Here is a 14020-nt window from a genome sequence, read left to right on the forward strand (position 1 = left end):
TGCGCCGCCGCATATCATCCTGCGCCGTGCCCTGATCGACGGCCGCCAACTGCCGAACATCGCCCGGGATATCGGCCTGTTCATGGCCCGCACGCTGTTTCGCGGCTCCGACCTGCATATGACCGCCAAGGACCGCAAGGCCGATCTGGCGCTGTTCGCCGACAATGCCGAGCTTTGCGACATCACCGAAAACCTCGTGTTCTCCGATCCCTATTTCGATGCCAAGATGAACCGGCACACCTCGCCGCAGCTCGACGGCCTGGTCGCCGAACTGCGCGCCGACCGCGACCTCAAGGTCGAGGCGCAGCGGCTGAAGCACATCTTCGCCGCCAATGCCGAAACGCTGCTGCATGGCGACCTGCATTCCGGTTCGATCATGGTCACCGACACGGAGACCCGGATGATCGATCCGGAGTTCGCCTTCTACGGCCCGATGGCTTTCGACGTCGGCATGCTGCTTGCCAATTTCTGGATGTCCTTCTTCTCGCAACGCGGTCACGAACAGAAGGGCAAGCGCGACGCCATGCGCGCCTATCTGCTCGGTGTGACGGTCGAGACCTGGGCGGTGTTCCGCGCCGAGTTTTCGCATCTATGGCGCAGCGAGCGCACCGGCATGCTCTACCAAAAGAGCCTGTTCGAGGACCAGGGCGACATCCTTGCCTCAGAGCAGGCGCTCGACCATGTGCTGCACCAGATCTGGACCGATCTGCTAGGCTTTGCCGGCGTCGAAGTGCACCGGCGCATCCTCGGTCTCGCTCACAATGCCGATTTCGAGACCATTGCCGACGAGGATCTGCGCGCCAGTTGTGAAGCAAAGGCGCTGAAATTCGGCCGCCACCTCGCCGTCAACCGGCGCCAGATCCACAGCATCGACGAGGTCAACCAACTGGCCGCGCTGATCGAACAGGAGAGCAGCATTTGAACGTCGGCGACCGCCACTATCGCACCATCTGGCTGAGCGACGATGGCCGTTCGGTCGATATCATCGACCAGCGCTGGCTGCCGCATGATTTCCGCATCGAGAGGATCGGCACGGTTGCCGGCATCGCCACCGCCATCCGCGACATGTGGGTGCGCGGCGCGCCGCTGATCGGCGTCACCGCTGCCTATGGCGTCGCCATGCAGATGGCCGACGATGCGTCGGATGCAGCGCTCGACGCCGTGTGGGAGACCCTGCACGAGACGCGGCCGACCGCGATCAATCTGCGCTGGGCGCTGGACGAAATGCGGCGCTTCCTGCGGCCTTTGCCTACCGAACAACGCGCTGCAGCCGCCTATCGGCGGGCCAGTGAGATCGCCGACGAAGATGTCGGCCTCAACCGCGCCATCGGCGAGAACGGTCTCACCATCATCAAGGCGATCGCGGCGCGCAAGCAGAAGGGCGAGCCGGTCAACATCCTGACCCATTGCAATGCCGGCTGGCTGGCGACGGTCGATTACGGCACGGCGACCGCGCCGATCTACCTGGCCACAGAAGCCGGCATTCCGGTCCATGTCTATGTCGACGAGACGCGGCCGCGCAACCAGGGCGCCCAGCTGACCGCCTGGGAGATGGCCGGGCACGGCGTGCCGCACACGCTGATCGTCGACAATGCCGGCGGCCATCTGATGCAGCGCGGCGCAATCGACATGGTCATCGTCGGTACCGACCGCACCACCGCCGACGGCGACGTCTGCAACAAGATCGGCACCTATCTCAAGGCGCTCGCCGCCGCCGACAACGACGTGCCGTTCTATGTCGCGCTGCCGTCGCCGACCATCGACTGGACGGTGCATGACGGACTGGCCGAAATCCCGATCGAGCAACGCTCGGCCGACGAGGTCTCGCTGGTCTGGGGCAAGACCGCCGCCGGCGAGATTGCCCAGGTGCGCATTTCGCCTGAGACGACGCCGGCGGCCAACCCGGCCTTCGACGTGACGCCGGCGCGGCTGGTGACCGGCCTGATCACCGAGCGCGGTGTCGCCAAGGCCTCGCGCGAGGGCCTGAAGCAGATGTTTCCCGAGCGGGCGTAGCCGCTCGCTTCTAGTACAGAGGCTCGGCCATGTGCTTGGGTGTCGGCCAAGTCTCGGTGATACCCGGCTGCACCGGCCGCTCCAGATAGGTCGAGAGCACCACATAGCTGCGCGTCGAGGTGACGCCCGGCGTTTCGTAGAGGCGCGCCAAAAGGCCTTCGAGGGCCCTGGTGTCTTCGGTGCGGACCTTCAGCAGCATGCAGGTGTCGCCGGCGACGGTATGGATTTCCTCCACTTCGGGATATTGCGAGACCGCCATCAGTTCCGGCGTCTTTCCCCAGCCCCTGGTGTCGATATGGACAAAGGCGAGCAAAGGCTTTTTCACCGCCCGGGGATCGATGATGGTGACCGTGTTGCGGATGGCGCCGCTGCGCCGGAGCCGTTTGACCCGCTCATGCGCTGCCGGTGGCGACAAGCCGACGCGATCGCCGAGTTCGGCGTAGCTGATCGTGGCATCATCGACCAGGACACCTAATATTCTTCGGTCTATCGCGTCGAGATCGCGGGCCGCCGGCCTGTTCTGCAGAATGCCATCTGTTTCTTCATCCATGGCGAAATTCCTGGTTCTCCGCTGAATAGAATACGGCCATTATGCCGATATGTCGAACATTGATCAACTTGCACCATTGACTGCCCGAGCCCCGATCCCGGCGCTTGCCTATCTGTTGACGGGCTGCATCGCGGTCATCGGCTCGAACTCGCTGGTGCTGGGTCCGATTGCACCGGCTGTCGCCTCGTCGTTCGGGACCAGCGTGCCGGCCGTGATGATTGCGGCGGCCGCGTTCGGCCTCGGCACCTCTGCCAGCGCGCTGTTCCTGGCGCGCTACATCGACCGGCTCGGTGCTCGCAGAATGCTGCAGGGCGCACTGCTGCTGTTGGCACTGGCGCTGGTCGCCAGCGCCGCGGCACCCACGGTGATCATGCTGGTCGCCGCACAGCTGCTGGCCGGCATCGCCGCCGGCGTCGCCATGCCGGCGATCTATGCCAGCGCGGCGGCCATCGCCCCACCGGGCAGGGAGAGCGGCACGATCGGCGTCGTGCTGACCGGATGGACGCTCAGCATGGTCGCCGGCGTCTCGCTGTCGGCCGTGCTTGCCGATCTTGTGCATTGGCGCGCCGTTTTCGTGGCGGTCGCGGTGCTTGCGGCCCTTGCATGGATGGGACTGACAGTGACGTCGCTCAGCGACACCAGGAAGGCCGGACCGGCGCCCGCCCCGCTGGAAGCGCTCGGCATTCCCGGAATCCTGCCGCTGCTGGTCGCGTGCGCGGCCTTCATGACTTCGTTCTACGGCGTCTATGGCTATCTCGGCGACCATCTTCATGTCGGGCTTGGACAGCCGGTGAGTGCCAATGGCCTGGCGGCGCTTGCCTACGGCATAGGCTTCGGCACCGCTGCTCTGCTCGACGGCGTCATCGACAGACTGGGTGCGCGGCGCGTCATGCCGTTTGCCTATCTTCTTGTCGCCGTCGTCTACGTCGCGATGGCGGCGACGAGCGACAGTTTCGGGCTGACCTTGACCATGGTGGCAATCTGGGGACTGGCCAATCATTTCGGCCTGAACGTCCTGGTGATGCGCCTGTCGGCGCTCGATCCGTCGCGGCGCGGCACGATCATGGGGCTGAACAGTGCGGTGACTTACCTCGCGGTCTTTGTCGGCACCACCAGCTTCGGGCCGCTTTATTCCAACTTCGGCTTTGCTGTCTGCGTGATGGTTGCAGCACTGCTCATGCTGATCGCCGCATCGGCGGCGGCGTGGCGCACGCGGTAGTCGAACGTGCTTGGCCCAACCTTCTCACGGTTGACAGCAGCGTCCTGCCCTTTCATACAAAGCCGTTAATGTTCTCAGGGCGGGGTGAAAGTCCCCACCGGCGGTAAGGGTTTCTACCCAAGCCCGCGAGCGCTTTCCGGTCCACGCATCAATGCGTGGATTCTTAAGTGCTAGAGCGTCCTTTACGCGTCCAAGGGACGCGTGGCGCTCTAGTGGAAAGGTCAGCAGATCCGGTGTGATTCCGGAGCCGACGGTTACAGTCCGGATGGAAGAGGACGAAACGGAAGCCGGCCCGCTTTTTGCGGGCTTAATCCGTATCGTGCGTCCTGATTCTGGTTCGAAACGGAAGGATGGACCCATGAATCAGCATTCCCATAAAGACTATGAAACGACCCGCATCGCCGTTATCCGCGCGCGCTGGCATGCCGACATCGTCGACCAGTGCGTACAGGCCTTCGAAGCTGAACTGGCCTCTCTGGGAGACGAGCGCTTCACCGTCGACATCTTCGACGTGCCCGGCGCCTATGAAATTCCCCTGCATGCCAAGACCCTGGCCGGGACCGGCCGTTATGCCGCGATCCTCGGCACAGCCTTTGTGGTCAATGGCGGCATCTACCGGCATGAGTTCGTCGCAAGTGCTGTCATCGACGGCATGATGAACGTGCAGCTGTCGACCGGCGTGCCGGTGCTGTCGGCGGTGCTCACCCCGCACAACTACCACGACAGCGCCGAGCACCACCGCTTCTTCTTCGAGCACTTCACTGTCAAGGGCAAGGAAGCGGCGAACGCCTGCGTGCAACTCCTGGCGGCGCGGGACCTGATCGCGGCCTGAGGTCGTCAAACTGGCCGGATTTCAACCCTGCAACAAGAATTGCGATCGAGAAGCGCTCCGAAGGTTGCGGTTCCCTTGAAATCCCGCCAGAAGCATCAAGGGCCGACCGGCAAACCGGCCGGCCCGCGACGTTGCGCTTGAAACCAGATACGGGAGACTATTGGGTGGCTCGCATAACACTGAGACAATTGCTCGACCACGCCGCCGAATACGGCTATGGCGTGCCCGCTTTCAACATGAACAACATGGAACAGGGCCTCGCCATCATGGAGGCCGCCGAGGAGACCAAGTCGCCGGTCATCCTGCAGGCTAGCCGCGGCGCGCGCGCCTATGCCAATGACGTGGTGCTGGCCAAGCTGATCGACGCGCTGGTCGAAATCCATCCCGACATTCCGGTCTGCATGCATCTCGACCATGGCAACAACGAAGCCACCTGCGTCACCGCGATCCAGTACGGCTTCACCTCCGTCATGATGGACGGATCGCTGAAGGAAGACGGCAAGACGCCGGCCGACTACGCCTACAATTCCGGCATCACCAAGCGCGTCGTCGACATGGCGCATTGGGGCGGCGTGTCCGTCGAAGGCGAGATCGGCGTGCTCGGCTCGCTCGAGAGCGGCGGCGGCGAGCAGGAAGACGGCCACGGCGTCGAAGGCGCGATCAGCCACGACCAGCTTTTGACCGATCCCGAACAGGCGGTCGAGTTCGTCAAGGACACCCATGTCGATGCGCTGGCGGTGGCCATGGGCACCAGCCATGGCGCCTACAAATTCTCGCGCAAGCCGGACGGCGCGGTGCTGGCCATGAACGTCATCGAGGAGATCCATCGCCGCCTGCCGAACATGCACCTGGTCATGCACGGCTCGTCCTCGGTGCCCGAGGATCTGCAGGAGATCATCAACAAATATGGCGGCCAGATGAAGCCGACCTGGGGCGTGCCGGTCGAGGAGATCCAGCGCGGCATCAAGCACGGCGTGCGCAAGATCAACATCGACACCGACAACCGCATGGCGCTGACCGGCGCGATCCGCAAGGTGCTGACCGAGAACCCGAGCGAGTTCGACCCGCGCAAGTATCTGACACCGGCCATGGCCGCCATGCGCAAGCTCTGCAAGGAGCGCTTCGAACAGTTCGGCACCGCCGGCAACGCGCAGAAGATCAAGCCGCTGCCGGTCGCCGAAATGGCCAAGCGCTACAAGTCGGGCAGTCTGGACCCGAAGTTCGGCTGAGCTGAACGCTGGTATCGAGGGCAGGAGCGCGGCAGCGCCCTGCCCGTTTACCGAACGCTATTGAAGCGTGCGCGCCGGCGGCTGACCGGCGTGGTCGCGCGCGATGCCGGCGTCGGCATCCTCGGCGCCAAAAGCACGGTCGAGGCCCGTCGCCACGACCGAGACCCTGAAGCGGCCTTCCATGCCCTTGTCGAAGATGGCGCCAACGATGATGTCGGCATCCTCGTAGACCTCTTCGCGAATGCGGGTGGCGGCCTCGTCGACTTCAAACAGGGTCATGTCCCTGCCGCCCGATATCGAGACCAGCACGCCCTTGGCGCCTTTCATCGACACTTCGTCGAGCAGCGGGTTGGCGATCGCGGCTTCGGCCGCCTTCATCGCGCGGCCTTCACCGGAAGCCTCACCGGTGCCCATCATGGCGCGGCCCATGTCGCGCATCACGGATTTGACATCGGCGAAGTCGAGATTGATCAGGCCTTCCTTGACGATGAGGTCGGTGATGCAGCTGACGCCGGCATAGAGCACCCGGTCGGCAATGACGAACGCATCGGCGAAGGTGGTCTTGGCATCGGCGATCCTGAACAGGTTCTGGTTCGGGATGACGATCACCGTGTCGGCGCTCTCGCGCAGCCGCTCGATGCCTTCTTCGGCCATCTGCATGCGGCGCCGGCCTTCAAAGGTGAACGGCTTCGTGACGACGCCAACCGTCAGGATGCCGGCTTTGCGCGCCGCCTGGGCGATGATTGGAGCCGCACCGGTTCCCGTGCCGCCGCCCATTCCGGCGGTGACGAAACACATATGCGTGCCGGCCAGATGATCCATGATCTCGTCGAGCGATTCCTCGGCCGCGGCGCGACCGATCTCGGGAAGCGATCCGGCGCCCAGCCCTTCGGTGACATGAGCGCCAAGCTGGATCAGCCGCGTCGCCTTGGACATAGTCAGCGCCTGCGCGTCGGTGTTGGCGGCGATGAATTCGGTACCCTGAAGCTGCTCGGCGATCATGTTGTTGACGGCATTGCCGCCGCCGCCGACGCCGATAACGGTGATCTTGGGTCTCATCTCGGAGATTTCGGGCTTCTTGAACTCGGCCATGCCTGTTTCTCCTTCGTCAATTGCGCGCGCTTCACGACCCACCCGCAGACTGCCTTGGGCATATTGCAATCGAGCGGCATGACGCGAATCAGTCCGTTGCGATGGGTACCCCAAAAAGCCAGACAGCGGCCAGAGGTGCAAGTGCATGCGAGGTCAAGATTTGTGATGACCGTTTTGCACAGCGTGGCTCGGGCGCTGCGTGCGCCAGATCTTACCGCAGCGAACTCGCCGCTCCCGCCGATAGCGGCTGCGCGCTGGTTTACCGTCTCGTGCTTGGCATTCCGCCCTCCAACCTCTATGTTGCGATCGCAGATCGCGCAATTGGTTTTGAAATGCCTCCCGACATACCAGCTAGTGACTTGAAAAAATAAGGAAAAGCGCTTGGCGACAGCCACGTCTGTTTTCCTAAAACTCACCAGCTATTTTTACCAGGGACGTGCGGCCGGTCAGGCTGCGGCACCTTCGAAAACCAGAGGTTTTAAATTGAGCGATGCAATTGCGGACGTTTTGAACTGGCTTGAAAGCAGAACCGACATCCAGAGCCTCAGGGCGGCGGTGTGCGACCTCAACGGTATCATGCGCGGCAAGCGCATTCCCGTCGAGCAGGCAAGAAAGGCGCTGGAAGGCAAGCTGCGCATGCCTTTTTCGCTGATCGGACTGGATGTCTGGGGCGAAGACATCGAAGGCAACAGCCTGGTTTTCTCGACCGGCGATGCCGATGGACTGTGCCAATGGACCGGGCGCGGCATTCTGCCGGTGGCCTGGACGGCGCATCCGACGGCACTTGTCCCGCTGTGGCTTGCCGACGAAAGCGGCGCGCCCTATCTCGGCGACCCGCGACGGGCGCTGGCCCGCATCCTCGATCGCTACAAGGCCCTGGGCCTGACCCCGGTCGCGGCAACGGAACTCGAATTCTACCTCGTCGATCCGCAATCGCAGCGGCCGGTCGGCCCTGTCTCGCCGGTGACCGGACGCCGGCTCGATTCCGACGCGGCGCTGTCGATCGACGAAATCGACGATTTCGAATCCTTCATCCATGACGTCTACGAGGCTTGCCGGACGCAAGGCATTCCCGTCGACACGGCCATCGCCGAAAACGGCGTCGGTCAGTTCGAGATCAATCTGAACCATGTCGCGGACGCGTTGCGGGCGGCTGACGATGCGGTGCTGTTCAAGCGCACGGTGAAGGGCATTGCCCGCAAGCACGGCTTTGCCGCCTGCTTCATGGCCAAGCCCTATGGCGACCGGGCGGGCAACGGCTTTCACGTTCATTTCAGCCTGGTCGACGGTGAAGAGCGCAACGTCTTCGACGACGGCACCGACCAGGGCTCGGAGACCATGCGCCATGCAGTCGGTGGCCTGCTTGCGGCAATGGCCGAGAGCACGCTGGTATTCGCGCCGCACTTCAATTCGTACCGCAGGCTGCGCCCAAGATCCTATGCGCCAACCGCGGTCGCCTGGGGCTATGAGAATCGCATGGTCGCGATCCGCATTCCGGGCGGGCCGACCGCTGCTCGCCGTATCGAGCACCGCGTATCGGGAGCCGACGCCAACCCCTATCTGGTGCTCGCGGCCATATTGGGCGCCGCGCTGACCGGCATCGAAAGACAGTTGTCGCCAGGTGATCCGATCGGCACAGACGGCCAGGGACTTCCGCCGGCAAAGCTGCCGCCGGACTGGGCATCCGCGATCGCCGCCTTCGAGAGCGGGACGCATGTGGCGGAGATTTTTCCAGCCATCCTGCGCGACTCCTTTGTGGCCTGCAAACGCCAGGAGCTGAACACGTTCGCGCTCAATGTCAGCGATTTCGAGATCGAGACATACCTCGAGAGCGTCTAGATCGGGTTACGCCAGTACGGCCAAGCTGCCGCGCATCGGCCAATCATGTCCTGGCGGCCGCGATACGGTCGGCAGCCCTCGGGCTTCCTGCGTACCGAACCCTAATCGCGTCAGGCAGGCTCGCGCCAGGGCCGCATTGCTGTCGATGACGAGCAATCCATTCACGTCGTTGAGGCTGGCGGCCACCACCGACAGTTCGGTGCAGCCGAGCAGGGCGGCATCGGCGCCGGCCGCTTGCGCGATGTCGAGCGCGCGCTCGGTTTCAACCGCCGCATCCGCGATCGAACCCGCCTTGACGAGGCTGATCGCGCTGTCGACGCACGCCTGAAATTCGGTGTTCGAGGGAAGGCAGAGCTCAAATCCCGCCGCCGACATCCTGTCCTGATAGAAGCCGGAGACCAGCGTGCCCTGGGTGGCGAGAACAGCAACCCGGCCCCGCTCCAGGCTACGACGCGTCTCCGCCACCACGGCGTCGCCGATATGGATGATTTCCGCGCGCGAATTCGCCGCCAGTTGGTCGTACCAATGATGGGCGGTGTTGCACGGCATCGCGACGCAGGCGACGCCGAGCGCATTGAGCGTCGCGACCGCCGCTTTCAAAGGCGCCAGCGGGCCGTCATGGCCGGCAAGGATGGCTTCGGTCCTGTCGGGCAGCTGCGGTACGCTGAGGATCACGGCAGGCACATGTTCGTTGTCTCTGAACGCCTGGGTCATCCGGGTCAATTTGAAGTAGAAGTCAGCCGATGCAAGCGGCCCCAGGCCGCCGATAATGCCGAGCTGGGGACGGATGCTGTCGTCGATCATCCGGCAGGCTCGGCTTCGAGCTGTTCCGAGACGGTTTCAGGCTGTGTCGCCTCCCTGTGGCTGGGAGCGATCATTGCCGTGCTCGCCGCGACGGTGCAGACGCTGGCCAGCGTCATGAACGTGTCCACGGCCGCATCCACCGCGACGAACAAAGCGAACGCCGCCTCGAAGGGAAGCTTCAGGTAGCCGCAGACGATGGACATCTGCGACAGGATGAGCAGGCTGCCCATGCCGCCGGTGGTGAGCGCGAGAAGCGCCGAGATGATGCCGACGAGCACGAGGTCGGGGACTGCAAGCGGATGGCCGTAGAGCTGGGCGATGAACAGCGCACCCGAAGTGTAGAGCAGCGCCGGGCCTGTACGCAGCAAAGCCGCCTGCAGCGGCACCAGCAGTTCCACGACCACCAGGCTGAACCGCAGGCGCTCGCTCAAAAGGTTGATGACCCACGGCAGCGAGGCGACCGTAGAGCGTGTGGTGATGGCCACCATGAGAAGGGGCTGGCAGGTCTTGATCGTCGTCCAGTAGCTTCGTCGCGACCGGATGGCGATAATGGCAAAGGCGCCGGCAACGAATATGAGGCAGGAAAAACCCATCACCAGCAGGTAACCGCCCATCAGCGTGAGCGGCTTGGTTCCGGTCGACGCGGTCTGGTCCGCGATCAGGATGAAGGTTGCAAAGGGCAACCCCCAGATGAACCAGTTGGTCAGCACCGTACAGGCCCTGTAGACCGCGTTGAGCGCCTGCGTCAGGCTCATGGACGAGGGCTGGGGAATCTTCCCCATCGCGAGCCCGAAAAGCAGGCAGAACAGCAGAACCTGGATGGTCTGTCCCGAGGCCAGCGCATTGAAGACGTTGTTCGGCACCAGGTCGAGCAGGATCGAATGCCCGCCGCTGGGATCCCCATTGGAGGGCGGCGGCTGGAACGGGAAGGCGAGATCGGTGGACACGCTGCCTTGCGAATTGATGAACTCGCCAAGCTCGATGCGCGACTGGGGATTCTCGATCTGGCCCGGCTGCAGGATCAGCGACAAGGTGCCGCTCACCAGCACGGCCAGGAACGACACGACCAGCACGGCCATACCCACCTTACCGAGGTAGCGGACCGATTTCGGGTCCTGGACCATCGCCGTGATGGAGAAGATGACCGATGAGACCAAATAGGGCAGGACGACCATCTTTAGGAAATTCAGGTAGAGTTGTGCGACAGGGCTGATCGCATGGGCAAAGTCTGGATAGTAGAGGCCGCACAGGATTCCTGCAGCAATCATCGCAATCGTCGTCACCGGCGATCGCAAGATACGCCTTGCCGCGAGACGCCAATCGAAAGGCAGGGGTCCGGCTACGTCGGAGATGGCCATTGTCAGGCTTTGCTCCCCAGGCGATAGCGGGCGATGATCTCGTCCGTGTTGAGAATCTGCTGACCCCGCGCGAGGTCGAGATACAGATCGACAAAGGCCGCGAGATGCGGATTGTCCGGCCGCACGCCGACTGCGATCGTATCGACCTTGTCGGTCAGCGTGATGGAGCGCGCTACGACTGTCATCGACGGATCGTCGACCATCAGCTTCTTGATCTCGAAATCATCGCGATAGGCCATGTCGATCGTCCCGTTTCGGATCGCATCGATGATCAGGTCCCAGCTTGCCAAGCGATGGATTTGCGCATGTGGGAAAGTCGTGGCCGCATAAGTGGCGAAGGAAGAGCCCTCGATCACGCCGAGATCACCTGAGAAATCACGGACAATCTGTTCTGGCGGCTTGCCTTGCGCGATACGCGCCAGGTTGAGGCGGTTGGCGATCAGCCCTTGCCGCAGCATGGCGTAGGGGCGGGAATAGATGATCGACCGGCCGCGCTGAAGCGTCCTGCTGAGCTTGCCAATCGCCATGTCGGCCTGTCCGGAACTGACCTGTCTGACGATATCGTCGAACGTTGCGGCGGATCGGTCGAACACCGGCTCGACCCCAAGCGCCGCGGCGATGCCGTGGGCCAGTTCCATGTCTATGCCATTGTCCCCCGATCCGTCGGCCGGGAAGAACGGATTGGAAGCGAAGGCCGGCATTGCGATGCGCAAGGCATCGCCGCTCGCGATCGGCGTTGGGGCGTTCTCCGCCTGCTGTCCTGGAGTGTTGGCCGCCCGGGCTTGCGAGATCAGCAACCCGCCGCTCCCGGCCGCAAGCAGTGTACGACGTGTAACCGGCATACGCGTTCTCAATTAGACCGGGAAAGCCAGCAAGATGCACAACCGACGTTAAACAAACGTATATATTACACTGCGCTTTTTTATGTATTGGATAAGCAGCTCAGCGCCACAAAATATTAGTATCACCTAATGTAAAAGGAATGGCGGAAGGATCGCGTTACTTCCCGCCAGGCGATTAGTTGGCCCCTAGGCGATCAGCTGCACTGTCAAAACGTCTCTGCCCAGGGCCGCAGCTCAAGCTCCGAGCTCCAGGCGCTGCGATGCTGGGGATGGGTTGTAAGATAGGCCTCGGCGATGGCGTCCGGCGATAGACGGCGGTCCGGCCGGCCGGGATCGGCCACCTGTCCGGCCGGCTCGATCTGGCCGTCGATGATGAAGTGGGCGACGTGGATGTTCTGCGGAGCGAGCTCGCGGGCCATGGACTGCGCCAGGCCGCGCAGGCCGAATTTCGGCATGGCGAAGCCGGCTGAGCCGGGAAATCCCTTCACACTGGCGGTGGCGCCGGTGAACAGGATCGATCCGGAACCCCGCCCAAGCAGCCGGCGCGCCGCCTGCTGGCCGACCAGGAAGCCGCCATAGGCGCCGACCAGCAATGCCTGTTTGACCGCTTCGGCATCGAGCTCGGCGATCGGTCCGCGGGTGCGCGCGCTGGCGTTGAACACTGCAAGCGCCAGCGGGCCGGCCTTGTCTGCAGTGTCGAACAGGCTGGCGACGGACGCGACGTCGGCAACATCCGTCTCGACGGCCAGCGCACCGGTTTCGTCGGTCAGAGCGCTGAGCTTCTCGAAATTGCGGGCGGCCAGAATCACGCGAAAGCCTTCCTGGGTGAGAAGGCGCGCAAGCGAGGCGCTCAGACCAGCGCCGGCGCCTGCAATGACGGCCACATCGGATGCCATGATTTTTCACTCCTTGCGGATTTCGGCGGAAGCGTTCGCCAGATCAGGCAAGGTCGCGCCTTCGGGGCTGACAGGCAAGAGGTGGCATCTCGGCGGTTGTTGAGCCAGACGGCTGCAGAACCAACGTTGCGCGGTCCAGCATCGCCTGTGGCGCTACGAAGGCCGCTCGGCCTTCAGCACCGAGACCGCCGCTTCGACAGTGGCAAGGCTTGGACCTTGCCCGCCAACCGGATTCATCCGACCGATATTTTGACGGTAGAATCGTCAGGCTTCGCAAAGCTATCGGCGATCTCATCGATGGGGACTGGAGCATGGTCCCGAAAAGTGGGAAACGGTTTTCGGAAAAGATCATGCTCAACGAGGAAACGACTATGGAACCAATCTGGGCCGTCGGCCTGATGACCGGCACGGTGCTGGACGGCAACATCGACGTCGCGCTGATCAAGACCGATGGCGAACGCATCGAGGATTTCGGCACCTACCGGCTGATGCCCTATCCCGCGTCGATCCGCTCGCTGCTGGAAGAGACGCTGACGGAGGCGCGGGGGTGGAGTTTCGTTGGGCCGGAGCCGGCGATCTTCCGCACCGCGGAGGATGCCCTGACACGCGCGCAATCGGCGGCCGTCAAGGAGTTGGTCGAAGGCTATGGCATGACGATGGCCGATATCGGCATCGTCGGTTTTCACGGCCAGACCGTTCTGCATCGTGCGCCGCAGGTTGGACGGCTGGGCCAGACCCGGCAGCTCGGCGACGGTGAGCTGATGCATGCCATACTGGGCACCAAGGTCGCATACGATTTCCGCTCGGCCGACATGCGCGCCGGGGGGCAAGGCGCGCCGCTGGCCGCGGTCTATCACACCGCGCTGATGCGCAGCGCCGGTGCCAATGGCGAGGTCGCCGTACTCAATCTCGGCGGCGTCGCCAACATCACCTGGTGGGACGGCGCTGACAATGTCGTCGCCTTCGACACCGGCCCCGCCAACGCGCCGCTCAACGATTTCATCAAGTCGAAGGGGCTCGGCGAGATGGACCGCGACGGCGCGCTTGGCTGGGCGGGAACGGTCGACGAGGCCCGGCTCGCCAAGCTGCTGCAGCACCCTTATCTGAGCAAAGCCTACCCGAAATCGCTGGACCGTTTCGACTTCGGTGCCGCGATGGCGGACGGCCTGAATGCAGAGGATGGTGCGGCCTTGCTCACCGCGTTCACCGCCGGCGCCGTCGGCAAGGCACTCGACCTCTTGCCGCACCGGCCGAAGAAACTGGTGGTCAGCGGCGGAGGTCGCCATAAGCCGACCATGATGGCGATGCTGGCCAGCCGCGCCGGCGGTGAACGCGGTGAGCAAGGC

At 63.5% G+C, this 14020-nt stretch carries 13 protein-coding genes and 1 riboswitch; of the genes, 7 read left to right on the plus strand and 6 right to left on the minus strand.

Features of this window, described 5'->3' with window-relative positions:
• Nucleotides 1–922, plus strand: a 922-nt coding sequence (mtnK, locus tag EOA22_RS09080; protein ID WP_127389932.1) for an S-methyl-5-thioribose kinase, incomplete at its 5' end; no start/stop codon positions are given.
• Nucleotides 919–2013, plus strand: coding sequence for an S-methyl-5-thioribose-1-phosphate isomerase (mtnA, locus tag EOA22_RS09085; RefSeq protein ID WP_013532924.1), 1095 nt, complete (start codon nucleotides 919–921; stop codon nucleotides 2011–2013). The genes mtnK and mtnA, both read left to right, overlap by 4 nt.
• 10 nt (nucleotides 2014–2023) lie before the next feature.
• Here the strand turns inward: mtnA and EOA22_RS09090 are convergent, their stop codons facing one another.
• On the minus strand, nucleotides 2024–2563 hold the full coding sequence (locus tag EOA22_RS09090; protein ID WP_013532925.1) for an Lrp/AsnC family transcriptional regulator: 540 nt from the start codon (nucleotides 2561–2563) through the stop codon (nucleotides 2024–2026).
• A 49-nt stretch (nucleotides 2564–2612) separates the two neighbouring features.
• Here EOA22_RS09090 and EOA22_RS09095 point away from each other — a divergent pair, with 49 nt between their 5' ends.
• The 3 genes from EOA22_RS09095 to fba all read left to right on the plus strand — a co-directional run bounded on the left by EOA22_RS09095 (nucleotide 2613) and on the right by fba (nucleotide 5843).
• The gene (locus EOA22_RS09095; protein WP_063167605.1) at nucleotides 2613–3782 is read left to right on the plus strand and encodes an MFS transporter; all 1170 of its coding nucleotides are present in this window, start codon (nucleotides 2613–2615) and stop codon (nucleotides 3780–3782) included.
• Nucleotides 3783–3848: 66 nt separating this feature from the next.
• A riboswitch (FMN riboswitch) is annotated at nucleotides 3849–4063 on the plus strand.
• Nucleotides 4064–4140: 77 nt separating this feature from the next.
• Nucleotides 4141–4614 carry a 6,7-dimethyl-8-ribityllumazine synthase gene (locus EOA22_RS09100; protein ID WP_063167604.1) on the plus strand — a complete coding sequence of 158 codons (474 nt, stop codon included), beginning with the start codon at nucleotides 4141–4143 and terminating at the stop codon, nucleotides 4612–4614.
• 164 nt (nucleotides 4615–4778) lie between these two features.
• Nucleotides 4779–5843, plus strand: coding sequence for a class II fructose-bisphosphate aldolase (gene fba / locus EOA22_RS09105; protein ID WP_013532928.1), 1065 nt, complete (start codon nucleotides 4779–4781; stop codon nucleotides 5841–5843).
• A gap of 57 nt (nucleotides 5844–5900) precedes the next feature.
• Here fba and ftsZ read toward each other — a convergent pair whose 3' ends face one another.
• Complete coding sequence (gene ftsZ / locus EOA22_RS09110; RefSeq protein WP_063167603.1) at nucleotides 5901–6935, minus strand: cell division protein FtsZ; 1035 nt, start codon at nucleotides 6933–6935, stop codon at nucleotides 5901–5903.
• Nucleotides 6936–7418: 483 nt separating this feature from the next.
• Here ftsZ and EOA22_RS09115 point away from each other — a divergent pair, with 483 nt between their 5' ends.
• Nucleotides 7419–8774: a glutamine synthetase family protein gene (locus tag EOA22_RS09115; RefSeq protein ID WP_063167602.1), complete on the plus strand. Its 1356-nt coding sequence runs from the start codon at nucleotides 7419–7421 to the stop codon at nucleotides 8772–8774.
• Between the two features lie 6 nt (nucleotides 8775–8780).
• Here EOA22_RS09115 and EOA22_RS09120 read toward each other — a convergent pair whose 3' ends face one another.
• The 4 genes from EOA22_RS09120 to EOA22_RS09135 all read right to left on the minus strand — a co-directional run bounded on the left by EOA22_RS09120 (nucleotide 8781) and on the right by EOA22_RS09135 (nucleotide 12674).
• On the minus strand, nucleotides 8781–9578 hold the full coding sequence (locus EOA22_RS09120; protein ID WP_063167601.1) for an amino acid racemase: 798 nt from the start codon (nucleotides 9576–9578) through the stop codon (nucleotides 8781–8783).
• Entirely contained in the window at nucleotides 9575–10936 is a 1362-nt protein-coding gene (locus tag EOA22_RS09125) for a cation:dicarboxylase symporter family transporter (protein WP_063167600.1), read from the minus strand. Before EOA22_RS09125 ends, EOA22_RS09120 begins: the two co-directional genes overlap by 4 nt.
• A 2-nt stretch (nucleotides 10937–10938) precedes the next feature.
• Nucleotides 10939–11778, minus strand: coding sequence for a transporter substrate-binding domain-containing protein (locus tag EOA22_RS09130; RefSeq protein WP_063167599.1), 840 nt, complete (start codon nucleotides 11776–11778; stop codon nucleotides 10939–10941).
• A 206-nt stretch (nucleotides 11779–11984) separates the two neighbouring features.
• Nucleotides 11985–12674, minus strand: a complete 690-nt coding sequence (locus EOA22_RS09135) for an SDR family NAD(P)-dependent oxidoreductase (protein ID WP_063167598.1) — start codon at nucleotides 12672–12674, stop codon at nucleotides 11985–11987.
• Between the two features lie 371 nt (nucleotides 12675–13045).
• Here EOA22_RS09135 and EOA22_RS09140 point away from each other — a divergent pair.
• The coding region (locus EOA22_RS09140) for an anhydro-N-acetylmuramic acid kinase (RefSeq protein WP_127389933.1) at nucleotides 13046–14020 on the plus strand (975 nt) is incomplete at its 3' end.

Source organism: Mesorhizobium sp. M7A.F.Ca.US.014.04.1.1 (assembly GCF_003998745.1).
Lineage (GTDB): Bacteria > Pseudomonadota > Alphaproteobacteria > Rhizobiales > Rhizobiaceae > Mesorhizobium > Mesorhizobium ciceri.